This window comes from Sphingomonas sp. TDK1, assembly GCF_001650735.1.
GTDB lineage: Bacteria > Pseudomonadota > Alphaproteobacteria > Sphingomonadales > Sphingomonadaceae > Sphingomonas.
This window is the reverse complement of sequence record NZ_LXVY01000025.1, coordinates 154,313-176,327: the sequence shown is the minus strand read 5'-3', so window position 1 is coordinate 176,327 and position 22,015 is coordinate 154,313. Positions and strand designations below refer to the sequence as shown.

The 22,015-nt window shown below is 67.1% G+C and carries 20 protein-coding genes; 11 read left to right on the top strand and 9 right to left on the bottom strand.

Going from position 1 to position 22,015, the window contains the following annotated elements:
• Positions 1-1,488, bottom strand: coding sequence for a globin-coupled sensor protein (locus A7X12_RS14165; protein ID WP_232318516.1), 1,488 nt, complete (start codon positions 1,486-1,488; stop codon positions 1-3).
• A 246-nt stretch (positions 1,489-1,734) separates the two neighbouring features.
• On the opposite strand from A7X12_RS14165, the gene A7X12_RS14160 reads away from it, so the two are divergent.
• Complete coding sequence (locus tag A7X12_RS14160) at positions 1,735-2,142, top strand: YybH family protein (RefSeq protein ID WP_064312215.1); 408 nt, start codon at positions 1,735-1,737, stop codon at positions 2,140-2,142.
• A 6-nt stretch (positions 2,143-2,148) separates the two neighbouring features.
• Here the strand turns inward: A7X12_RS14160 and mfd are convergent, their stop codons facing one another.
• Both mfd and A7X12_RS14150 read right to left on the bottom strand, forming a co-directional pair.
• Positions 2,149-5,622 (bottom strand): transcription-repair coupling factor, encoded by a 3,474-nt coding sequence (mfd, locus tag A7X12_RS14155; protein WP_064312214.1) that lies wholly within the window; start codon positions 5,620-5,622, stop codon positions 2,149-2,151.
• A gap of 74 nt (positions 5,623-5,696) precedes the next feature.
• Positions 5,697-5,963, bottom strand: coding sequence for an FAD assembly factor SdhE (locus A7X12_RS14150; RefSeq protein ID WP_064312213.1), 267 nt, complete (start codon positions 5,961-5,963; stop codon positions 5,697-5,699).
• A gap of 190 nt (positions 5,964-6,153) precedes the next feature.
• On the opposite strand from A7X12_RS14150, the gene A7X12_RS14145 reads away from it, so the two are divergent.
• Entirely contained in the window at positions 6,154-6,396 is a 243-nt protein-coding gene (locus A7X12_RS14145; RefSeq protein WP_064312212.1) for a hypothetical protein, read from the top strand.
• Positions 6,397-6,467: 71 nt separating this feature from the next.
• On the top strand, positions 6,468-8,531 hold the full coding sequence (gene recG, locus A7X12_RS14140; protein ID WP_064312211.1) for an ATP-dependent DNA helicase RecG: 2,064 nt from the start codon (positions 6,468-6,470) through the stop codon (positions 8,529-8,531).
• On the opposite strand, the gene A7X12_RS14135 is transcribed toward recG, so the two are convergent.
• From A7X12_RS14135 to A7X12_RS14125, 3 genes are all read right to left on the bottom strand, one after another.
• Positions 8,532-8,852, bottom strand: coding sequence for a PilZ domain-containing protein (locus tag A7X12_RS14135; protein WP_084445444.1), 321 nt, complete (start codon positions 8,850-8,852; stop codon positions 8,532-8,534). It abuts the gene before it with no gap.
• A gap of 85 nt (positions 8,853-8,937) precedes the next feature.
• A complete protein-coding gene (gene tyrS / locus A7X12_RS14130) occupies positions 8,938-10,167 on the bottom strand; it encodes a tyrosine--tRNA ligase (protein WP_064312241.1) in 1,230 nt (409 codons plus the stop codon).
• Positions 10,168-10,217: 50 nt separating this feature from the next.
• Positions 10,218-10,934: an MgtC/SapB family protein gene (locus tag A7X12_RS14125; protein WP_064312210.1), complete on the bottom strand. Its 717-nt coding sequence runs from the start codon at positions 10,932-10,934 to the stop codon at positions 10,218-10,220.
• A gap of 119 nt (positions 10,935-11,053) precedes the next feature.
• Here A7X12_RS14125 and A7X12_RS14120 point away from each other — a divergent pair, with 119 nt between their 5' ends.
• The 6 genes from A7X12_RS14120 to A7X12_RS14095 are packed head-to-tail and all read left to right on the top strand — an operon-like array spanning position 11,054 to position 17,282.
• Complete coding sequence (locus A7X12_RS14120; protein WP_064312209.1) at positions 11,054-11,842, top strand: hypothetical protein; 789 nt, start codon at positions 11,054-11,056, stop codon at positions 11,840-11,842.
• Between the two features lie 31 nt (positions 11,843-11,873).
• Positions 11,874-12,398, top strand: coding sequence for a DOMON-like domain-containing protein (locus tag A7X12_RS14115; protein ID WP_064312208.1), 525 nt, complete (start codon positions 11,874-11,876; stop codon positions 12,396-12,398).
• A 1-nt stretch (position 12,399) separates the two neighbouring features.
• On the top strand, positions 12,400-13,596 hold the full coding sequence (locus A7X12_RS14110) for an exo-beta-N-acetylmuramidase NamZ family protein (RefSeq protein WP_064312207.1): 1,197 nt from the start codon (positions 12,400-12,402) through the stop codon (positions 13,594-13,596).
• A gap of 11 nt (positions 13,597-13,607) precedes the next feature.
• Positions 13,608-14,801, top strand: a complete 1,194-nt coding sequence (locus tag A7X12_RS14105; protein WP_064312240.1) for a hypothetical protein — start codon at positions 13,608-13,610, stop codon at positions 14,799-14,801.
• A 34-nt stretch (positions 14,802-14,835) separates the two neighbouring features.
• Positions 14,836-15,900 carry a hypothetical protein gene (locus A7X12_RS14100; protein WP_064312206.1) on the top strand — a complete coding sequence of 355 codons (1,065 nt, stop codon included), beginning with the start codon at positions 14,836-14,838 and terminating at the stop codon, positions 15,898-15,900.
• A gap of 26 nt (positions 15,901-15,926) precedes the next feature.
• Positions 15,927-17,282 carry a sensor histidine kinase gene (locus A7X12_RS14095; RefSeq protein ID WP_232318515.1) on the top strand — a complete coding sequence of 452 codons (1,356 nt, stop codon included), beginning with the start codon at positions 15,927-15,929 and terminating at the stop codon, positions 17,280-17,282.
• Between the two features lie 43 nt (positions 17,283-17,325).
• Here A7X12_RS14095 and A7X12_RS14090 read toward each other — a convergent pair whose 3' ends face one another.
• Positions 17,326-17,604, bottom strand: coding sequence for a hypothetical protein (locus A7X12_RS14090; RefSeq protein WP_084445441.1), 279 nt, complete (start codon positions 17,602-17,604; stop codon positions 17,326-17,328).
• A gap of 455 nt (positions 17,605-18,059) precedes the next feature.
• On the opposite strand from A7X12_RS14090, the gene A7X12_RS14085 reads away from it, so the two are divergent.
• Positions 18,060-18,422: a hypothetical protein gene (locus A7X12_RS14085; protein WP_064312238.1), complete on the top strand. Its 363-nt coding sequence runs from the start codon at positions 18,060-18,062 to the stop codon at positions 18,420-18,422.
• A 37-nt stretch (positions 18,423-18,459) separates the two neighbouring features.
• On the opposite strand, the gene A7X12_RS14080 is transcribed toward A7X12_RS14085, so the two are convergent.
• Together A7X12_RS14080 and A7X12_RS14075 are read right to left on the bottom strand one after the other, a co-directional pair.
• Positions 18,460-18,783 (bottom strand): hypothetical protein, encoded by a 324-nt coding sequence (locus tag A7X12_RS14080; RefSeq protein WP_064312237.1) that lies wholly within the window; start codon positions 18,781-18,783, stop codon positions 18,460-18,462.
• Between the two features lie 23 nt (positions 18,784-18,806).
• Complete coding sequence (locus A7X12_RS14075; protein WP_064312236.1) at positions 18,807-20,459, bottom strand: L,D-transpeptidase family protein; 1,653 nt, start codon at positions 20,457-20,459, stop codon at positions 18,807-18,809.
• 159 nt (positions 20,460-20,618) lie between these two features.
• Between A7X12_RS14075 and A7X12_RS14070 the strand changes: the two genes are divergently transcribed.
• Positions 20,619-21,947 carry an MFS transporter gene (locus A7X12_RS14070; RefSeq protein ID WP_232318514.1) on the top strand — a complete coding sequence of 443 codons (1,329 nt, stop codon included), beginning with the start codon at positions 20,619-20,621 and terminating at the stop codon, positions 21,945-21,947.
• The last annotated feature ends 68 nt before the right edge of the window (positions 21,948-22,015 follow it).

The following is a 22,015-nucleotide window of genomic DNA, read 5'->3' as shown; positions in this document are numbered from 1 at the left end:
TCAGAGATCGGGCCGGATGAGTGCCGGAACCGCCGCCGCCGGGAGCGGGCGATAGCCGCCCAAGCGGGCGCCCGCCTTTTCGGTGCGGAACTGTGCGGCGAGGTTTGCCAGATCGCTGACCTCGTTCGCGAGATTTTGCGCGGCGGCCGAAGTTTCCTCCACCATCGCCGCATTCTGCTGCGTGGCGCGATCCATCGCGCCCACCGCGTTTGAAATCTCGCTGATCGCAGTTGCCTGGACGCCGTTGTCGGCTGCCATGCTGCCGAGCAGGTCGTGCACCTGGCTGACGTCGCCGGAGATGTTGGCGAGGGCACCGTCGACCTTTTGCACCGCGTCGACCGCAGTGACGATTTCGGCCTGCGTCATCGTCAGCTGTTCGCGGGCGCGGCCGGCTTCTTCCTCGGCGCGCATCGCCAGCGCCGAGACGAGATCCGCAACGACCGCGAAACCGCGCCCGGCTTCTCCCGCGCGCCCTGCCTCGACGGCAGCGTTCATGGCCAAGACGCGGGTCTGGAAGGCGATCTTGTCGAGGCCCTCGATGACGCTGTCGGTGCCCTTCGCGGCTTCCGAAACGCGGCCCATCGCCTGCGATGCCTGCTCGGCGATCGCCCTGCCTTCGCCGACGGTCGCGATCGCCTGGTCGGCGCGGGTCACCGTGTGGCGCGCGGCCTCCGACGTGGAGCGGGAGCGGGCGTCCATCTGAGAGACGGCCGCCGTGGTTTCCTCCAGGCTCGCGGCGTTACCCTGGGTGCGGCGCGACAGGTCTTCGGCAGCCTGCGAGATCTCGTTGATACCGGAGCGGATCCGCATCGTGCCGTCGCTGACAGAGGCGATCATCTCGCGGATGCGATCGAGTGTCTTGTTGTAGCTCTTCTCCAGCGCCGAGAAGCTCGACGGCAGGCCGCTGAGCTCGTTGGTGAGGTCTCCCTCCGCGAGCGCTGTCAGCGCGTTCTCGAAGGCGGTGATGGCAACGTTGCGCTCAGCCTGTGCTTCTTCGAAATAGATCGAAAGCGACACTTCCATGTCGAGCAGCGCTGCCTTCACCAGCGCGATCGTCGCCTTCTCGGTGCTCGGTCCGCGGAACAGCCGCAGCATGCGCTTGAAGGGGGTGTTCAGGCGCGCGACGCCCGCAATCAGGTGCTCGAGGACGATCGCGTAGCTACCGACGTACCAGCGCGGCTCCAGACCGATATGCGCATGGGTGGCGCCGATCCGGCGGGCGCTGGCATGATAGTCGGCGTTGAAATCGCCGGCGGCGATCCGCGCCCAGTGCTTCTGCTGCGCCGTCTTGGCGCGGCTCATGTGCGCCTGATCGCGGAAGAAGCGCGAGGTCTCCGGCGTGGCCGAGGCGCGGGCGTAGAAGCGGTCGAGCGCGTCCCCCAGCGTCGCCTCGACCCATGGCTGGGTGGCGCGCAGCGTGGTCTGCTGGGCCTCGTCCATCTCCATGAAGCTGAGCCGTGACTTCATCTGTTCCGGCACGATGCGCATCCTTTCCTGTCGTACGAACATGGGCTGCCATTCGGTGCGGCAAGCCGGTCTCAAGCATCATAGGATGTACCAAGGGACAGGTGGCGCGGTTAGGTAGAATACCGGTGCATTCCCGATATGCCGCAGATATTTAGCTGTAGCGGGCGCAGATGTGACGTACCGGGCATTTCAGATCGGTCGTAATGGGATGGCAGGGGAAGCTCCACGCCTGTTAGATGGTCACGAACGATATGGGAGTTCGATGGGATGCTCTTTCTGGCACTATCGTTGATGACCGCCGATGCCGGTCCGGCTGGCGCAGACGCGGCGATGGCCGCCAGCGTTGCCGGATGGAACGCTGGCGATATTGACCGTTTTCTCGAGATTTATTCGAACGATTCGCAGACCAGTTTCGTGGCAGGCGAGGGGCTGGTCCGTGGCAAGGCGGCGATGAAGGTCCGGTATCAGGCCAGATATGATTTCGCGGATCCGGCCAAGCGGGGCACGCTGACGATCAAGCGGCTCGACTATCGCCCCCTTGGTCCGGACTATGCGCTATACATCGGGCGCTACACGCTGCGGTATGCGGATGGGCACAGTGCTTCCGGTCCCACCAGTCTCGTGCTGCATCACGAGGCCGGTGGGTGGAAGATCATTGCCGATCACAGCAGCTGAGCCGACTCAACCCGCGGCGCGGGCGAGCCCGCGCGAGAGCTGCAGTGCGCCGTGCAGTCTCGCCGCCGGGTTGGCCCAGGCGCGGTTGATCACCAGCTTCATGTCCGGGCGCAGCCGCGCGGTCTCGCCCAGCTTCTCGACATACGCGATCAGGCCGGCGGGGTTGGGGAACTGGTCGTTGTGGAACGACACCAGTGCGCCCTTGGGCCCCAGATCCAGCTTGGCGATGCAGGCCTTCTTGGCGTTGAGCTTGGTCTCGATGAGCCGCAACAGATTATCGGTCGGCTCGGGCAGCTTGCCGAAGCGGTCGATCAGTTCGGCGGCAAAGCTCTCGATACCGTCGGTATCCTCCACCTCGTTCAGGCGGCGATAGAGGCCCATGCGCAGGTCGAGATCGGGGACATAGTCTTCCGGGATCATGATCGGCGCATCGACGGTGATCTGCGGCGACAGGTCCTTGGGCCGTGCGTCGTCGCGCAGGCCACCGGCCTTGGCTTCCATGATCGCCTCTTCCAGCATCGACTGGTAGAGTTCGTAGCCGACCTCCTTGATGTGGCCCGACTGCTCGTCGCCGAGCAGATTGCCCGCGCCGCGAATGTCGAGATCGTGGCTGGCGAGCTGGAAGCCCGCACCCAGGCTCTCCAGGTCGGACAGCACCTTCAGCCGCTTTTCGGCTGCCTCGGTCATCTGCCGTTGCGGCGGGGTGGTCATATAGGCGTACGCCCGCGTCTTCGCCCGGCCGACGCGCCCGCGCAGCTGGTAGAGCTGGGCGAGGCCGAACTTGTCGGCCCGGTTGATGATCAGCGTGTTCGCACTCGGGATGTCGAGCCCGCTCTCGACGATGGTGGTCGAGACGAGCACCTCGAACTTCTTGTCGTAGAAGGCGGAGATCCGCTCCTCCACCTCGGTGGGGGACATCTGGCCGTGCGCGACCACATAGCGCACCTCGGGCACCTCGGTGCGGAGGAACTCCTCGATCTCGGGCAGGTCGGCGATGCGCGGGGTGACGAAATAGCTCTGCCCGCCGCGATAATGTTCGCGCAGCAACGCCTCGCGCAGCACGACGGGATCCCAGGGCATCACATAGGTGCGCACGGCGAGGCGATCGACCGGCGGGGTCTGGATCACCGAAAGTTCGCGCAAGCCGCTCATCGCCATCTGCAGCGTGCGCGGGATCGGCGTGGCGGTGAGGGTGAGGACGTGGACGTCGGTCTTGAGCGCCTTGAGCCGCTCCTTGTGGGTGACACCGAAGCGCTGTTCCTCGTCGACGATGACGAGGCCGAGCCGCTTGAAATCGATATTCTTGGCCAGCACCGCATGGGTGCCGACGACGATGTCGATCGTGCCCGCGGCGAGCCCGTCCTTCACCTTCTTGGTCTCGCCCGCGGTGACGAGGCGGGAGAGGCGGCCGATCTCGAGCGGGAAGCCTTCGAAGCGGGTCTTGAAGTTGTTGTAATGCTGGCGCGCCAGCAAAGTGGTGGGGCACACCACCGCCACCTGCATCCCTGCCATCGCCGCGACGAAGGCAGCGCGCAGCGCGACCTCGGTCTTGCCGAAGCCGACATCGCCGACGACGAGCCGGTCCATCGGCCGCCCGGCGGCGAGGTCGCCCAGCACGTCGCCGATCGCGCGATCCTGGTCGTCGGTTTCCTCGAAGGGGAAGCGGTCGACGAAGGCGGGATAGCCGCCATGGTCGGGCTCGGCGATCTCGGCGCCGCGCGTGGCGCGCAAGGCCGCCGTTGCGATAAGCTCGCCGGCGATCTCGCGGATCCGTTCCTTCATCCGCGCCTTGCGGCGCTGCCAGGCCTCGCCGCCGAGGCGATCGAGCGTCGCGCCTTCCTCGCCGGAACCGTAGCGGCTCAGTACTTCGAGATTCTCGACCGGGACGTAGAGCTTGTCGCCGCCGGCATATTCGAGCGCGACGCAATCGTGCGGGGCCTTCTGCACCGGGATCTGGGTCAGGCCCTCGTAGCGGCCGATGCCGTGGTCGAGGTGGACGACGAGGTCGCCGGGCGAGAGCGTCGCCAGTTCCTGGAGGAACGCATCGGTATTCTTGCGGCGCTTGGCGCGGCGGACGAGCCGGTCGCCGAGCATGTCCTGCTCGGTGAGCACCGCGACGTCGGGCGTGGTGAAGCCATGGTCGAGCGGCAGCACCAGCAGCGCCACCTGCAGCCCGCTGCCATTGGGATTGGCGACGCCGAGCGCCGGCTGCCAGCCGTCCACCGGCACCGCGCCGGTAAGGCCGTGATCCTCCAGCAGGCCCTTCAGCCGCTCGCGCGCGCCGTTCGAATAGCTGGCGAGCACGGGCTTCTTGCCCTGCGCCCGCAGCGCCTTGAGGTGATCGACCACCGCCTCATAGACGTTGCTGGCGGCGGCGCGCTCGGGGGCGAAGTCGCGCGGGCTGTCGACGCCGAATTCGACGGCCTTGGCCGATTCGGGCTCGTGGAACGGCGTCGCCAGATGCATCGGCGCGTCGTCGATCCGCGACTGCCATTCCTTGGCGAGCAGATAGAGGTCGCCGGCCTTGAGCGGGCGATAGCTGCCCGGATCGGCCGACTGCGCGCGGATGCGGTTTTCCTGATAGTCCTTGATCGCCTCGAAGCGCTGCTCGGCGGCGGCCGGCGCGCCGCTGTCGCGGACGATCACGGCGTTGTCGGGCAGGTGATCGAACAGCGTTTCCAGCCGTTCCTCGAACAGCGGCAGCCAATGCTCCATGCCGGCAAGGCGACGGCCGTCGCTGATCGCCTGATAGAGCGGGTCGCCCGTCGCGGTGGCGCCGAAGCGATCGCGATAGCCGCTGCGGAAGCGCTTGATGCTCTCTTCGTCGAGCAGCGCCTCGCTGGCGGGCAGCAGGGTGAAGCCGTCGACGCGGCCGGTGGTGCGCTGGTCCTGCGGATCGAAAGTGCGGACGCTTTCGATCTCGTCTCCGAAGAAATCGAGCCGCAGCGCCTGTTCGGCACCGCTGGGGAACAGGTCGACCAGGCCGCCGCGCACGGCGAACTCGCCATGGTCGTTGACCGTCTCGACACGAACATAGCCGTTCGCCTGGAGCAGAGAGGCGAGCTTATCGAGCCCGATCCGCTCGCCGGGGGCGAGTCGCGCGACCAGCTGGCGGATGCGGAACGGGGTGAGGGTGCGCTGGGTCGCGGCGTTGACCGTGGTGACGAGGAGACGGGGCTTCTCGCTCTTGCCCTGGAGCGCGTGGAGCGTCGCCAGCCGCTCGGCCATCACTCGCAGCGTCGGGCTGGCGCGGTCATAGGGAAGGCAATCCCAGGCGGGATAGCTGAGGACCTCCAGCTCGGGCGCGAAGAAGGTGGCGGTGCTTGCCACCGCGCGCATGCCCGCTTCGTCCGCGGCGACGAACACCGCCATCCGGCTTGCGCGCGCGACATCGGCCAGCATCCAGGGAAGGAAGCCGCTCGGCACGCCGGCGAGCGTCAGCGGATGCTGGGCGGAAAGGATCGTCTTCAGGTCGGGCATGGGATCTCGTTCGGCAGCGATCTCCTCGCCCGCGCGCGCCGGCCACGGGCCGAAAGGCTAGGAGATCGGAAGGGTCACTCGGAAATGGGCACGTAATTCAGGGTCTTGAGTGCATCGAGGATCGTGCCCCGGTAGCGCTCCGGCGCGGTGTCGGTTCCCATCGCCCAGGCCATGATATCGACGTCCTGCTCTTCCAGCAGCGCCTCGAACAGCGCGATCTCCGCGTCGCTCCAACGCTCGCCATGCTGGTCGAAGAAGCCGCCGATCAGCAGGTCGGCCTCCTTGGTGCCGCGGTGCCAGCTGCGGAAGCGAAGGCGCTTGAGGCGGGTTTCTCGGTCCATGGCGGCTTTCCAACGGCAGGCGTGCGGCTGCACGCCAGAGCGTGGCCGACACGGGGTTGATAACGGGAAGGCAGATAGGGATGCGTGCCGCGAAAGGCCAGTGTGGTCTTCCGGGAGGCGCTATGGAAGGCTTGTTAACCGGAACGCGCTAGGCTCACACTCTCTTTGGGGTGTGTAAGGCTAGGGTACAATGACCGATACGGTGACCAACAAGCTGCGTTTCGTGATGCTGAAGTCGATCAATGGCGAGCCGATGCTCGTCAACATCTCGGCAGTTCGCACCGTCAGCACGATCAACATGGCCGGGGAAGATGTTGGCGTAATTTCATTCGGCAAGGATCACGAGGTCGTGATCGGCTCGTCGGTGCCGGAGGTCGTGATGGCGATCGAGGCCGCGCTTTCCAGCCACAGCCCGATCTTCCTCAACGCCTGAGCCACGGCAGGGGCGCTGCGACCGGTGCAGCGCCATTTGTCAGCCGCCCCGCCGCACGATAGGGCGGGGCGATGCGTCCCGAGCTTCTCAACCCATTGTTCGCCGAAGTCACTGCGCTGAAGGGCATCGGCCCGGCGCTGGCCAAGCCGATGGAGAAGCTGGGGCTGGCGCGGGTGGTCGATGTCGCCTTCCACCTGCCGACCGGATTCGTCGATCGAATCCCGCGCGACGAACTCGACATGGCCGACTCGGGCAAGGTGATCGCGATCACCCTTACGCCCGTGCAATATCGCTTCGGTGGCGGACCGCGCTCGCCCGCACGGGTGCAGGCGGTCGACGCCAAGGGCAACCACGTCAGCCTCGTCTATTTCGGCGGCAGCTCGGGCTGGGCCAAGAAGCTGCTGCCGCTCAACGAACCCCGCTGGGTCTCGGGCAAGCTCGAACATTATGGGCAGGACCTGCAGATGGTCCATCCGGACCATGTCCTGCCGCTCGACCAGGTCGAGAGCGTCGGTGGCCGCGAGGCGATTTACCCCTGTTCGGAAGGCATCACTTCCAAGCGCATCGCCGCGCTGGCTGCGCAAGCGATCGACCGCGCCCCCGAACTCCCCGAATGGATCGAACCGAGCCTCAAGGCGCAGAAGGGCTGGCCGGACTGGCGCCAGGCGATCGCGCGGATCCATGCCGACCCCGCAGACGCCAAGGCGCGGGAGCGGCTCGCCTATGACGAGGTCTTCGCCAACCAGCTCGCGCTGCTGCTGGTGCGCGGCGAGGCGCGGGCCAAGCGCGGGCGTCCGCTCGCCGGCGATGGCCGCCTGCGCGACAAGCTGAAGCTCCCTTATGCCCCCACCGGTGCGCAGAGCCGCACCATCGCCGAGATCGAAGGCGACATGGCACAGACCCAGCCCATGCTGCGGATGCTGCAGGGCGATGTGGGTTCGGGCAAGACGCTGGTGGCGACGATGGCGCTGCTGATCGCGGCGGAAGCCGGTGCGCAGGGCGCGCTGCTGGCGCCGACCGAAATCCTTGCGCGCCAGCATTACGAGACGCTCAGCCGCACGCTCGCCCCGCTCGGCGTCAACGTCGCGATCCTCACCGGCCGGGACAAGGGCAAGGCGCGCGAGGCGACGCTGATGGGCCTCGCCGCGGGCGAGATCGACATTCTGATCGGCACCCATGCCATCTTCCAGGAGGGCGTGACCTACCGCGACCTCGGTCTGGTGGTGGTCGACGAACAGCACCGCTTCGGCGTCGCCCAGCGGATGATGCTGCAGGCGAAAGCGGAGCGCCCGCCGCATCTGCTGGTGATGACCGCGACGCCGATCCCGCGCACGCTGACGCTCGCCCAATATGGCGAGATGGATGTCAGCCGTCTCGACGAGATGCCGCCGGGCCGCCAGCCGATCGAGACCAGCGTCATCTCGGAGGAGCGGCTCGGCGAAGTCGTCGGCGGACTCGGGCGGCACCTTGCGGGTGGCGGCCAAGCCTATTGGGTCTGCCCGCTGGTAGAGGAAAGCGAGAAGAGCGATCTCGCCGCCGCCGAGGCGCGCGCGGCCGAGCTGCAAGCGCATTTCGGCGACAAGGTGGGCCTGATCCATGGCCGGATGAAAGGGCCGGAGAAGGACGCGGTGATGGCGCGATTCTCGGCGGGCGAGCTCGGCGTGCTGGTCGCCACCACGGTGATCGAGGTCGGCGTCGACGTGCCCAACGCAACGCTGATCGTGATCGAGCACGCCGATCGATTCGGCCTCGCCCAGCTCCACCAGCTGCGCGGCCGCGTCGGGCGGGGCGGGGGGCGTTCGGTCTGCGTGCTGCTGCGCGGCAACCATCTCAGCGAAACCGCCCGGGCGCGGCTGGCGCTGATGCGCGAGAGCAATGACGGCTTCCGCATCGCCGAGGAGGATCTGCGGCTGCGCGGCGCGGGCGAGCTGCTCGGCACGCGCCAGTCGGGCGACATGCAGTTCCGGCTGGCGGAGCCGGACATGCTCGGCGCGCTGCTGCCCGCCGCCAATGGCGACGCCCGGCTGCTGGTCGACCGTGACGGCGGGCTCAAGGGCGAGCGGGGGCAGGCGGCGCGGGTGGCGCTCTACCTGTTCGAGCGCGACGCGGCGGTGGGGCTGCTCCGCGCGGGCTGATCAGCGGGCGCGCATTGCCGTGACGATCGGGACATAGTCCGCGTCGGTGATCGGCTGGAGGAGCTGGCAACCCACACGACCGCCCAGTGCCCAGCGGACCTCTGCGCCAGCCTCTCCGAGGATCGGCAGCTGGATGCGCAACAGGTCGCCGGCTTCGAATGGTGCTTCGCAGCGGGCCATCAGTCCTTGCGGCGAGACGTTGACGATCAGAAAGGAGACGGAGCGCGCGTCCGGGCCCACCGCACGCGTGCGATGCTCGACTTCGTCGCGATGCACCAGACGATCGTCGGCGCTCGCCAGCTTGGCACCCGTTACGCTCACACGTCCCTCGTCACGCACTGGAGGTACGCGAACAAGGTAACCTGGGTGCGTAAATGGATGCCGAAGAAGGCTGGTGAACGGTGCGTTAGCCTTGTGGCGTGAGCAGCCCGTGATGCTTTTTGCCGGCCGACAGGCGGACCTCGCCCGAAACCGTGATCGTCGCCGCCTCGTCGTCGATCTTTTCGCCCTCTACGCGGGCGCCGCCGCCCTTGATCAGCCGCCGTGCCTCGCCCTTGGAGGCGCAGAAGCCCAGGCCGACCAGCGCATCGACCACGCTGATGCTGCCGCCGCTGACCGCCAGCGTCGGCAGCCCGCCGCCGGCCGCCCCTTCCTCGAAGGTCTTGCGCGCGGTCTCGGCGGCTTCCTCGGCAGCGGCGCGGCCGCGGCACATCGCGGTCGCTTCGTTGGCGAGGATCTTCTTCGCCTCGTTGATCTCCGCGCCTTCAAGCGCTTCGAGCCGGGCGATCTCGTCGAGCGGCAGATCGGTGAACAGGCGCAGGAAGCGGCCGACGTCGCGATCGTCGGTGTTCCGCCAGAACTGCCAGTAATCGTAATGCGGCAGCTGGTCGGGGTTGAGCCACACGGCGCCGGACATGGTCTTGCCCATCTTGCCGCCGTCGGCCGTGGTGATCAGCGGGGTGGTGACGCCGTAGACCTCGGTGCCGTCGACGCGGCGGGACAGCTCGATGCCGTTGACGATGTTGCCCCACTGGTCCGATCCGCCCATCTGCAGCCGGCAGCCCGCGCGACGCGACAGCTCCAGGAAGTCATAGCCCTGGAGGATCATGTAGTTGAACTCGAGGAAGCTCAGCGACTGTTCGCGATCGAGCCGCAGCTTCACCGAATCGAAGCTCAGCATCCGGTTGATCGAGAAATGGCGGCCGATGTCGCGCAGGAACGGGATATATTCGAGCTTGTCGAGCCAGTCGGCATTGTCGACCATCACCGCATCGGTGGGCCCGTCGCCGAAGGTCAGGAAATTCTCGAACACCGTCTTGATCGAGGCGATGTTGCTGCTGATCGTGTCGAGCGTCAGCATCTTGCGGGCTTCGTCCTTGAAGCTCGGGTCGCCGATCTTGCCGGTGCCGCCGCCCATCAGCACGATCGGCTTGTGGCCCGCCTGCTGGAGGCGGCGGAGCAGCATGATCTGCACCAGGCTGCCGACGTGGAGCGAAGGCGCGGTGGGATCGAAGCCGATATAGCCGGGCACGATCTGCTTGGCGGCGAGCGCGTCGAGGCCCTCGGCGTCGGTCACCTGGTGGATGTACCCGCGCGAGGCGAGCAGACGGAGCAGATCGGAGCTGTAGTCGGTCATGATGCGAGCGCGCATAGCCAATGCGCGCGCCCGCGTCATCCCCGGGCCGTTCAGTCCTGCGTCTGCAGTTCCCAGCTGGCATGCTGCACGTCGTGACGCTTGGCGAGATGCGCGATGATGCTGTCCAGTTCGGCATCGAGCGCGGCGGTCGACACGAGCCGGGCGCGCAGTTCGATGCGCTCGTCAGGCCGCTCGATCGTCTCGATTTCGGCGACGGGATAGCGCATCAGCTCCAGATGATCGGCGAGCAGGTCCCGCAATCGATCGACTTCGGCCGGCACCGTGGTGAGCGTGACGAAATAATGCGCTTCCACCTGTCCGCCGGCGAGCGGCACGCGGTTGATCGCATTCACCACCGGCCGCAGCAGCGTGTTGCCCGCGATGACGAACACCGCCAGCGTAGCCGCCTCTGCTGCCATGTCGCTGCCCGCGCACGCCCCCACCGCCGCTGAGCACCACAAGGTCGCAGCGGTGTTGAGCCCGCGGACGTTCATCCCCTCCTTCATGATCACGCCCGCGCCGAGGAAGCCGATGCCCGAGACGACATAGGAGATTACCCGCACCGCCTCCAGATCGCCGGCGATACGCTGGGCCAGGTCAACGAACGCGGCGGAGCCCAGCGCTACCAGCGCGTTGGTGCGCAGGCCTGCGGTCCGCTGGCGGAACTGCCGCTCCGCACCGATCGCCGCGCCCAGGATCAGCGCCAGCACGTAGCTGAACAGCGTATCCAGATAGGGCATCAGATGGAAGGTGTGGAGGAACTTCATGGCAGTCGCTTTAGGAAGGTTTCGTTGCGCTACCATGGCGCAAAGCGAACTGCGATACGTGCGTTGCCGGCACCGTATAAAAGGCATAGCTTCGGCATGCTGCCGGGGGGCTACGCTATATGATGACGTCACTTCTGCTGCCGTTCCTCTTTCTCGGTGCGGTTGATTGCCATCCGGTGCCCGGCGCCGATCGCCTTTGGGCGCCGTCTACCCGGTTTGTCGTTGTCGGCGAAGTCCATGGGACCAACGAGACGCCGGATGCGCTAGCGAACCTTGCCTGCCTTGCAGGGGAGAGCGGGCGGCCGATTACCGTGGCATTGGAATATGATGCGGATACCCAGCCCGTGATCGATGCCTGGCTGCGGTCGGATGGTTCTGCGGCGGCCCGCACGGCACTGTTCGCCATGCCGTTCTGGCATCGCGATTTTCAGGATGGCCGCAGCAGTGTCGCATTTCTGCGGCTGTTCGAGCAACTGCGCCGGCTGAAGCAGGCGGGCCGGATCCAGGGCGTGGTCGCCTCCGACGTGGCCGACGTCACCGACGCCAAGAGCCGGGATGCCGGGATGGCGCAGGCGTGGCAGCGCGCAAGGACTTCCCCGCATGGGCTGGTGCTCGTGCTGGTCGGGAACCTGCATGCGATGCGGCAGAAGCGCGAAGGGTTCGACATCGTGCCCGCCGCATCCCTGTTGCCCCGCGACCAGACGGTGACAATCAACGCGGTCGGTGATGGCGGCGAGGTGTGGACCTGCCAGCAGGACGGGTGTGGCAAGCACGGCGCCGGCCCGACGCGAGGTGTTCCGGAAGGGATGGTTACCGCGTCCGATCCAGCGGAGTCGTGGGACGTGCGATATAACCTCGGCCGCCCGACCACCGCTGCCGTCCCGGCGGTTCCCAAGCGAGGCGGCTGACACCGGCGGCGTTCCCGCGCTAGGCTGGGCCATGGACTGTATCTTGCTGCCTCACCCGACAACGCCGCCGCGCTCCATCGTGTCCGTGGCCTGCACCCTGCGGCGCACCGGTGCCGCGCTGGACCTGCGCTACACCATCGCAGCTGCGCCGGGCGCGCTGCTGCTCGCTCCGGGCGCGGGACAGGAGCGCACCGACGGGCTGTGGCGCACGACCTGCATGGAGCTCTTCGTCGGGGACGCAGGCGAGGCGTATCGCGAGTATAATTTCTCGCCGTCCGGTGCATGGGCGGCCTATGCGTTCGGGGCGCGGCGGACGGGAATGGCGACGCTTCCGATGGTCACGCAGCCGCGAATAGAGGTTTGCGAGGGCGACGATGCGACGCTCGTCTCCGTCCACCTGCCGGATGTCGGTACCGGTTCGCTCCGCCTCGGCATCACTGCGGTGATCGAGGAAAGGAGCGGCACCAAGTCCTATTGGGCGCTGCGCCATGCGGGAGATGCACCCGATTTCCACGATCCCGATTGCTTTGTGGTGCAACTGCCGCCAGCAGACTGAAATGCTCTTCGGAATCGATCGTCTCCTCGCCGAACCCGGTCTGCGTGCGCCCCTGCAGGGCAAGCGCGTGGCGTTGCTCGCCCATCCTGCGTCGGTCACGGTGGACCTCACGCACAGCCTTGATGCGCTGGTCGCGGCGGGTGTCTCCATTTCGGCGGTGTTCGGCCCGCAGCACGGCGTGCGTGGTGACCTGCAGGACAATATGATGGAGTCGCCCGACTTTACCGATCCGCAGTACGGCGTGCCGGTCTTCAGCCTTTATGGCGAGGTTCGCCGCCCGACCGATGCGTCGATGGATATGTTCGACGTGATGCTGGTCGATCTCCAGGATGTCGGCTGCCGCATCTACACCTTTGTCACCACGCTGCTCTACGTGCTCGAGGCTGCGGCGAAACACGGCAAGGCGGTTTGGGTACTCGATCGTCCCAATCCGGCCGGCCGTCCGGTCGAGGGGCTCACGCTCCGCGCAGGCTGGGAAAGTTTTGTCGGCGCAGGGCCGATGCCGATGCGCCATGGCATGACGCTGGGCGAGCTCGGCCACTGGTTCATCGCGCACTATGGCCTGGACCTGGACTATCGTGTCGTGGCGATGCAGGGCTGGGCGCCGGAGGACGGGCCCGGCTTCGGTTGGCCGACTGCGCGGCCCTGGATCAATCCCAGCCCCAACGCCGCCAATGTCAACATGGCGCGTGCTTACGCAGGCACGGTGATGCTGGAGGGCACCACGCTTTCCGAGGGCCGCGGCACCACCCGCCCGCTGGAACTGTTCGGAGCGCCCGACATCGACGCGCGCGCGGTGATCGCCGAGATGCGGCGCGTAGCGCCTGCGTGGCTGGCAGGCTGCACGCTGCGCGACATGTGGTTCCAGCCGACCTTCCACAAGCATATCGGCCAGCTCTGCTCGGGCGTGTTCCTCCACGCCGAGGGACCTGCCTATGACCACCAGGCCTTCCGCCCCTGGCGTATTCAGGCGCTCGCCTTCAAGGCGGTTCGCGCGCTGTATCCTGACTATGCTCTCTGGCGCGACTTCCCGTACGAATATGTGTTCGACAAACTGGCGATCGACGTGATCAACGGCGGACCGGGCCTGCGCGAATGGGTTGACGATCCGGTAGCTACTCCCGCCGATCTCGACGCGCTGACCCTACCCGACGAAGCGGCCTGGATCGCGGCACGCCAGTCGCACCTGCTCTACTAATGGAGGGCTCGATGGTGGCACCCGAACGCGCGCTGTGCGGGCTGATCTTTGCGGTGGAGGAGGCGCAGGATCGCCCCGGCACGCTGGTGGCCAGCTTGCCGTTCGGCGGCATGACCCTGCTCGAATACCAGATCCGCCTGCTCGCCGGCATCGGTGCCGATCAGGTGCTGGTGGCCGTCGGCAAGGTGACCCCACAATTCCTCGCCGCGATCGAGCGGGCGGGGCGGGGACGGATGAAGGTGGACATTGTCCGCTCTGCCGAGGAAGCGGCCGAGAAGGTGCTGCGCGATGCCGATGTACTGGTGCTGGCCGATGGACTTGTCACCATCGATCCCGTGATGGAGCGGATGGCCGCCGAGCCGCATGCGGCACTGCTGGTGACCGACGACTCCGAGTCAGCGGCGGCGATCGAACGACTCGACATGCGCCATTGCTGGGCGGGCATCGCGCGGATCGAGACGCGGCATCTCGCGCACATTGCGTCCATGCCCGAAGATTACGATTTCCAGTCGGCGCTGCTGCGCGTGGCGGCCCAATCGGGTGCATTGCAGGTACCGCTCGCTCCCGGCTGGGCGCGCGCCGGTCATGCGGTGGAGCGTAGCGGCGAGGGACTGGCTGCGCGCAACGACGCCGTGCTGGCGGCGCTCAGCGACCGGCGCACGATCTGGGCGGATCGCTGGGTGTTCAGCCGCGCCTCGCGGTTCGTGCTGCCGCAGATGATGGCGCGCAATATTCCCGACTGGGCGCCGCTGGCGCTTGGCGGCGTGGTTTCCGTGGCGGCGCTGCTGACCGTGCTGGCCGGGTGGGAAGGGGTCGGCGCCGCGGTGGCACTGCTCGCTACGCTGGGCTTCGCCACGGCCGCCTCGCATGCGGCCTTGCGTGGCGAAGAGCCGCGTGCCCGCCGGATCGAACTCGCCATCCTCGGCCTCTTCGTCCTGATGATCGCGGCGCTGGGATGGCGCGAGTTCCGCGCGATTGCGACCGGTACACCGCTTCTTCTCGCGGCCGGCGCCGTCGTGGCGCAATTGCTGGCAGAGCGGGTGCCGGTGCCGCGTCGACGCTGGTGGGCGAATGCGGCGGCGCAACTGCTCGTCATCACGCCCTTCGCGCTCGTGTCCCACGGCACCATGGGCTTGGCGGCAGTATCGCTTTACGCCCTCGGAACGCTGGCCGCGGCGATCGAGGCGGTGCGCGGCAAGTCTTAGGCTTGGATTAAGCCTGAAGCGCTATGCATGGGGCATGGCGCAGGGCGCTCCCGAACCGCGCGATGGCTTCGCCACCGGCGCACAGGATCTGCGAGCGCGTGCCGCGGCCGCGGAAAGCCATGCCCGCGCGCTCTGCGAGGCGGCTGCCAGCGATCTCGCCATTCCCGAGGCAGTTCGTCTGGACGAGCGTACGCGCACCCGGCTTTTTCTCGCTCTCGATCACATCGTCTCCGCGATCGAAGCCAGTCTGTTGCGCGGCGTCGCGCCCCTGGGTTTTCCGGGCATCGGGCCAACGATGCCGGTGCTGCATGCGGGCGGCTTGGCCGCGGAACCGGCGCTGATCGCCGAGTTGCTTGCCTGTGTGCAGCTTGAGCATTTAGCCGCTGGCCTGCCGCATCACGCGCCCGACTCGCCGTCGCGGCCGAGCTTCCTCAATCGCCTCGCCGATCATCCGGGATCTCCGATCGCGGAAGCCGCCCGGGCGCTGCAGCTCGCCGACAGCCGCGCCCGGAGTCCTGATGCGGGACGCTGGCGGCTGCCGTTAACCTTGCACGCGCGGCTGCTTTGGTTGGTTGCATCCGCGATGCGCGAACAGGCGGGAACTCTGGCCGGCACGGCACTGGACGAGGCGTTATGCGCCGCCGTTCGCGCGGAGATAGCGCATGCCGAGCGTGCGGCAGAGGACCAAGTGGAAGCCGCCGCGATGCGCTTGGTGACAGCGCTCGATCCGACGCCGCGGGAACTGGGCCGACTGCTCGTTGAGGTGCTGCGCGACCGCCATCTCCCGATGCTGCTCGCCTTGCTGGCAAGGGCGGCGGCGGTGGACATGGTCGATATTCGCGCGCTGCTGCTCGATGCGGGCGCGGAGCGGTTGCTGCTGCTGCTGCACACGCTGGCGGTGCCGCGCGAGATCATCGCCGAACTTTGTCTCACCCTTTGCAACGCCGATCCGCGCCGGGACCTTGCCGCGCTGGCCGATGCCATCGACTCGCTTGATCGCGTCGATCCTTCGTTAGGGCGGGACCTGCTCGCGCAACTACGCCTGGCACCGGAATATCGCACGGCGCGCGCTGCTCTAGGGGCGGGGCGCCGCCGGTGAGCGCGATAAAGTCGTTGGATCCCGTCGTGCCGCTCGCGATCGCACGGCTCGATGCCGGGGGCCGGCTGATCGATGCCGAGCCGCGACTGCGGGCGCTGAACGACCGTGCGGGCGGGGAGATCGGGGCGCCCCTAGCACTGCCGGGAATCGCCGCGATCGCGCAGCTTGCCCATCGGCTCGGCATCGCGGTGTCGCGCAGCGTGATTGCCGCCGATGGCGAGGAGGAACTCGATCTCTGGGTGCGCGCGGGACCGGACCGGGGCGGAGTACGGCTGGAGGTCAGTGGATGGCGGTCGCGGCCCGCATGGCGCCCTGCCGGCGACCCCGGGCGCGACGGCGACTTCCTGCGCGCGGCCGGCGACTGGATGTGGGAGACCGATGGCGCGCTGCGTCTCACCTTCCTCTCGCCCGAGGCCGCCGAACGCTATGGGTTCGATATTGGCGAAATGTTGGGTCAGCCGCTGACCCGGTTGTTCGCGCTCGCCCAGTCCGGGGCGGGGCAGTTGCCGATCCTGTCGGCAATGTCGGCGCAGGCGCGGTTCGACGGGCAGCGGGCGGAAGTGCGCGGCACCGGGCGGATGGTCCGGCTCGACGCCACGCCGCGAATCGATCCGATGGGACGTTTCGCAGGCTTCATCGGCGCGGCGCGGCTGCTGGATGTTGATCCGCCGGAGTCGGTCGTGGAATCCCGGGGCGGGGGCGGCTTCCCCCGCGAGTTCGGCAAGCGGCTGGAGCGCGCTCTGCGCAGCCCGCTTGCGCGCATTATCGCCAATGCCGATGCCATCGGCACCCAGGCGGAGGGCCCCATCCGCGGCGACTACGCTGGCTATGCCGCAGATATCGCGAGCGCAGGCCGTCATCTCCTCGGCCTGGTGGAAGATCTGGTCGATCTGCAGAATATCGAACGGTCGGATTTCGCGACCGCATCGGAGACGATCGATATCGCCGACGTTGCGCGACGAGCGGCCAGCCTGTTGTCGGTGCGAGCGGCGGAAGCGGCGGTCCGGATTGACCGTCCCGCCGTCGATGAAGTCCTGCGCGTCCGCGGCGAATTCCGCCGCGCCTTGCAGATTCTGGTCAACCTCATCGGCAATGCCGTGCGCTATAGTCCCCAGGGCGCCGTGGTTTGGGTCCGGCTGGAAAGCGAAGGCGGGATGGGCTGCGTGATCGTCGCCGACCAAGGAAAGGGCATCGCCCAGACCGATCAGGCGCGCATCTTCGAGAAATTCGGGCGGGTCGATCCCAGCGAGCCCGGCGGTAGCGGGCTTGGTCTCTATATCGCGCGGCGGCTGGCGCTGGCGATGGGCGGAGACCTCATGGTAGACAGTGCGCCTGGCATGGGCGCGCGCTTCGTGCTGATGCTTCCGTTGCGAGAGGCGTAGAAGCGCCCGCCTCTTCCTGCGGGCGCTTCCGCCTCATGGCCGATCAACGGCGGCGGCAGACCTCGATGCGATGGCCGCGGCGCCACTCGTCCCAACAAACAGTCCGGCTACGATAGCCATAGCCGCGGTTCCAGCCATGGTGGCGGCCGCGATCCCAGCCACGATGCCGTTCCCAGCGGTCATGACGATCCCAGCGATCATTACGGTCCCAGCGGCGCTCGTGATGGTCACGATAGCGCCAGTCCTGTGCCTGTGCTGCGGGAGCACTTGCCACGCCAGTGAAAGCAACAGCGGCGACAGCGAAAAATTGAACCAGTTTCATGAGCCCGTCCTTTCGTTTCGATGAGGAACGACTAGTCGAGTCTGCACGTCCATTTCCTGAACCGCCTCGTAGGCGTAGGTTCATCTCCGCATCATCGCGCACGTCTTCCGCGGGCGAGAGGTGCCCGTCGCAATCCGATAAAAGGGGGGCAATCAAGCGTGGCATTTTTGCAGCACGTCGGCTCCGACATCGCCTCCGGGCGAATAAGAGTACTCCCTAGTACGATTTCAGCTTGACGTTACGGCGGGCGTCCGTACATGACGCGCGTCACCGAAACGATTGGCGTCGCCTGACAGCCTTCGTTCAGGGAGCCGGGCTATACCGGTCGTACCGCATCGGGCCGGGGTTACCCGAAGCGGATAAGGTGGAACGGTTGGCGGAAAGGCCAAGGCTGTGCTCTGTTGGGGCATTGCCGAGGGGAGGCCTGCATCCGCGGCGTATTGGGAGTGCAGGTGATGGCGTATCTCGATCTTTCAGGGTTCGGCGGGCAGGCTTCTGCATCGGCGGCACTGGTGGATGCTGCGACGTTCTCGCCACTGGAGTGGCAAGTCGTGGCCCTCGCGCGCCGTGACCGGTTATCGTCGCTCGTCAACCCCAGCCGCTGGGCGCAATTCCTTGCACTGTTTTTCGGTGGCGATCGTGCCAGCCCCCGGCTCGCAGACTCGAAGCTGGAAGCGCTGCGCCGGATCGCCGTGCTCACGTGGCGGAACGGTGCTGCTTTGCCAGAGGGTGAGATCAACGCCTTCCACGCCGCCGGATATTCGCCGGATCATCTCGCACTGGTGATTGATCGGATCGGTCAGGTCGTTCGCGATTGAACGAAGGGCGCGGCAAAGCGCGCCCTTCTGCCATCAATTACTGCTTCTTTTCCTGATTTTCGCTGTCGGCGCTGCGATCGATACGTGACGTCATGCCCGTCGCCGCTGCATCCGACTCGGTCTGTTCGCGATCGCTGAACGGCGTCGGCTTCTCGGTCGGCGTCGCTTCCGGCACGGGCGCGACGTTCGCCGGTTCCACCGCAGCCGGCTCCTGAGTCGAGACGTTCACCTCCGCGGGCGTTTCCGGGACGGTGATCTCCGTCACATTGGCGTCGGGCGGGGTGGGGCCGTCGTCCTTGCTATCGCAGGCGGCGAGTGTGATGCCGGCGCCGGCCAAGATCGCTAGAGTACGAAGCTTCATGAGTGTTTCCTTGGCGTTCAGGTTCAAGAGGCAGTGGCGGCGCTGACGGCAGCCCGCGACTCGATTTTTTCGGCGAGCAGCTTGTCCCAGCTATAGGGATCGTCGCGGAAGTTCATCGCGCCGTCCGGACCCGCGAACGCCGTCCAATAGAGCAGATAGACCGCGACTTGGTCGGCGTCGGCAAGGCGGACGCGGACAGTCTTGGTACCCTCCAACTGTGCGGCGATCGCGTCGGGTTGCCAATTAGGATCGTTCTTGAGCAGTAACTCGGCCAGCGGACCCGGCTTTTCCAAGCGTACGCAGCCATGGCTGTCGAGCCGGCTATAGCTGTTGAAGCCCGACTGGACCGGCGTGTCGTGGAGATACACGGCATAAGGATTGTCGAAGTCGAACTTGAAGCGGCCTAGCGCGCTTCTCGGGCCCGACTCCTGCTGGAGGCGGCGATCCGGCCCGGTGCCGATCACGCGGTAGCCATGTGCTTTTAGATACGCCTCGCCCTTCGGCCAAAGCTCCTTGGCGGCGATGCCGCTTGGCACGTTCCACGGCGGATTGAGCACGATCGAGTGAATGCGCGACTGCAGCATCGGCGTTTCGTTGCCTGGGCGGCCGGTGACCGCCTTCATCGACGCGATCGGGCTGTCGCCTTCGAACACGGTCATCACCGCGGCGGCGATATTCACCTGGATCCGCTTGGCCGGCAGCGTCTGCGGCAGCCAGCGCCAGCGCTCCATGTTCGCCATAATCTGGCGGACGCGCGCCTCTACCGGCACGTTGAGCGCGGCCAGCGTACCGGTGGAGACGACGCCCGTCGGGCGCAGGCCATAGCGGCGCTGGGCCCGGAGTACGGCTTCCTGGAGATCCTGGTCGAACACGTCGCCGCTGGTCGAGACTCGTTTGTCCTCGACGGCGAGCCGCTTGCGCAGCGCCTTTACGCGTGCGCCGCTGGCACCCTTGCCGAGGTCGGGCCCTGGCGCGAGCTTCGACCAACCACCGGCGGTCAGGATGGCGCGATAGGCGGCCAAGCCCTTTTCGAGGCCGTCATAGCCTGCATAGGGCGGCGGAAGCGAGCGAATCCAGGCTGCGATGCGATCGCGCTTCACCGCATCGGCGAAGCCGGGCAGGGGATCGAAGGGTGCCGGGCGCAGACCCCAATCGTTGATGAAATCGCTGGCATCGAGCCGCCCCGAATGCACCGCGCGGGCATAATCGAGAGCAGCGCGGGCTATGCCTTCGCTGTCGTTGGGGAGCGTGACCGTGCTCGTCATGCGCCGCAACCCTTGCGACAGCCCCGCTTCCGTCAACAACTGCCGCAGTTCCGCGATCTGCTTGCCGCTAAGCGCCGGCAGCGGGATCACCTGCACCGGCGCCACCACCGGGACGGGGGTCTGCTGTACCTGGGGCGGCGCCAGGGTAGGCCGCGGCGTCTGCACGGCAGGCGTTTGATTCTGCGGCGCGCGCGGGGTTTGCGCCTGGGGGAATCGCGTTGTCGGCAGCGGAGACGGTGTCTGGGCCTGCTGTGCACGAGCAGCCGGAGTCGCGGCGGGCGTCGGCTTCGGCGCAGGGATCAGCCGGAACTGCGCTGATGCCGGCGACGCGATCGCGCTCACCAAGGCCAGCGCCGCAACCCCCTTCACCAAAATAACCTTCGTTCCCACCGGCTTTTTCACTTCGTCCACGCGCAATACTCCACTCGCCGCGTCGTTTACCAACGCATTGGCCTATAGGCGAGGCCTGCCCGATGATGCGAGCGCGAAAACCCGCCCTTGCTTGACTTTCGCCAACGTTGTCGGAAAGCGTCGCCCACGGATATGCCATCAGGGCAGGAGAGGGATCGCTTGGCCACCACACGCTCGACGCACACCACGCTGGCATTCGCCGCGGTAACAACGCTGTTCTTCGCCTGGGGGTTCATCACCTCGCTGGTCGATCCGCTCGTGGCGGCGGTGAAGGGCATCTTCACGCTAACCAATCTGCAGGCGCAGGCCAGCGCCTTCGCTTTTTTCTTCGCCTATTTCGTGGTCTCGCTGCCCGCCGCCGCGCTGGTGTCGCGGCTCAAGGCCGTCCCCTCGATCCTGCTGGCGCTGTGCACCATGGCGGTGGCGTGCCTGATCATGCTGACCGCGGCCAACCTCGCCAATTACTGGCTGGTGCTGCTCGGCCTGTTCGTGCTGGCGAGCGGCATCACCGTGCTCCAGGTCGCCGCGAACCCATTGGCGGCGGCGCTCGGCGACCCGCAGCGCAGCCATTTCCGGCTGGTGCTGAGCCAGACCTTCAACTCCTTCGGCACCTTCCTCGGCCCGCTGCTCGGCGCGCACCTGTTCCTGAAGGGCGTCGAGGTGAAGTCGGGCGCGGTGGTCGATCCGGCGGTCCGTGCGGAGGCGCTGGCGGGCATCGATACCGCCTATCTGTGGATCTGCGGCCTGATCCTGGCGCTCGCCGTGTTCTTCTTCCTCAGCCGCCGCGTCGTCAGCGATGCTGCGCCCGAGCATAAGGTCGGTGGGGGCCTGTTCGCTGCCTTCTCCTCACGCTGGGCGCTGTTCGGCGCGCTCGGCATCTTCCTCTATGTCGGCGCCGAAGTGTCGATCGGCACGCAGATGGCGCTGTTCCTCAACGACAACAGCATCTGGGGCCAGTCCGATGCGCCGTTCGGGGTGCCGATCCTCGGCACGCTGATGGGTAGCGATGGCGTCCATGGCGTGTCGCTGCAGGAAGCCGGCAAGGCCGTCGCCTTCTACTGGGGCGGGGCGATGGTCGGCCGTGCGCTCGGCTCGCTGCTGCTCACCCGCGTCCGCGCCGACAAGCTGCTTGCGCTGTTCACCGTCATCGCGGCGGCGATGTGCCTCTATGTCGTCGCGGTCGGCGGCGTCACCGCGGGCTTCGTCGCGCTGTCGATCGGCCTGTTCAACTCGATCATGTTCCCGGTGATCTTCACCCTGACGCTCGAACGCTCGGGCGCCAGCGAGGAGGCGACCTCGGGCCTGCTGTGCACCGCGATCGTCGGCGGTGCGCTGCTGCCGCTGCTGGTCGGCAAGGTGGCGGATCTGCACGGCTATGCCTTCGCACTGATCGTGCCGGCGCTCTGCTACGTCGTACTGTGCGGCTTCGCGATCGCCGCGGGCCGCGCCAAGCCGGTGCGCGCGGGCGGCGGCGCCTCGCTGCACTGATCGGAAGGGGGCGGGCGGGGGTTTGACGCTCCCGCAGCGTTGCGCCACGCTCGGCCCCTAACGACCAA

Bases quoted from the DNA above. Each gene is read 5' to 3' on its own strand.
- A7X12_RS14165 (WP_232318516.1), bottom strand. From the start codon at position 1,488: ATGCGCATCGTGCCGGAACAGATGAAGTCACGGCTCAGCTTCATGGAG.
- A7X12_RS14160 (WP_064312215.1), top strand. From the start codon at position 1,735: ATGCTCTTTCTGGCACTATCGTTGATGACCGCCGATGCCGGTCCGGCT.
- mfd (WP_064312214.1), bottom strand. From the start codon at position 5,622: ATGCCCGACCTGAAGACGATCCTTTCCGCCCAGCATCCGCTGACGCTC.
- A7X12_RS14150 (WP_064312213.1), bottom strand. From the start codon at position 5,963: ATGGACCGAGAAACCCGCCTCAAGCGCCTTCGCTTCCGCAGCTGGCAC.
- A7X12_RS14145 (WP_064312212.1), top strand. From the start codon at position 6,154: ATGACCGATACGGTGACCAACAAGCTGCGTTTCGTGATGCTGAAGTCG.
- recG (WP_064312211.1), top strand. From the start codon at position 6,468: ATGCGTCCCGAGCTTCTCAACCCATTGTTCGCCGAAGTCACTGCGCTG.
- tyrS (WP_064312241.1), bottom strand. From the start codon at position 10,167: ATGACCGACTACAGCTCCGATCTGCTCCGTCTGCTCGCCTCGCGCGGG.
- A7X12_RS14125 (WP_064312210.1), bottom strand. From the start codon at position 10,934: ATGAAGTTCCTCCACACCTTCCATCTGATGCCCTATCTGGATACGCTG.
- A7X12_RS14120 (WP_064312209.1), top strand. From the start codon at position 11,054: ATGATGACGTCACTTCTGCTGCCGTTCCTCTTTCTCGGTGCGGTTGAT.
- A7X12_RS14115 (WP_064312208.1), top strand. From the start codon at position 11,874: ATGGACTGTATCTTGCTGCCTCACCCGACAACGCCGCCGCGCTCCATC.
- A7X12_RS14110 (WP_064312207.1), top strand. From the start codon at position 12,400: ATGCTCTTCGGAATCGATCGTCTCCTCGCCGAACCCGGTCTGCGTGCG.
- A7X12_RS14105 (WP_064312240.1), top strand. From the start codon at position 13,608: ATGGTGGCACCCGAACGCGCGCTGTGCGGGCTGATCTTTGCGGTGGAG.
- A7X12_RS14100 (WP_064312206.1), top strand. From the start codon at position 14,836: ATGGCGCAGGGCGCTCCCGAACCGCGCGATGGCTTCGCCACCGGCGCA.
- A7X12_RS14090 (WP_084445441.1), bottom strand. From the start codon at position 17,604: ATGAAACTGGTTCAATTTTTCGCTGTCGCCGCTGTTGCTTTCACTGGC.
- A7X12_RS14085 (WP_064312238.1), top strand. From the start codon at position 18,060: ATGGCGTATCTCGATCTTTCAGGGTTCGGCGGGCAGGCTTCTGCATCG.
- A7X12_RS14080 (WP_064312237.1), bottom strand. From the start codon at position 18,783: ATGAAGCTTCGTACTCTAGCGATCTTGGCCGGCGCCGGCATCACACTC.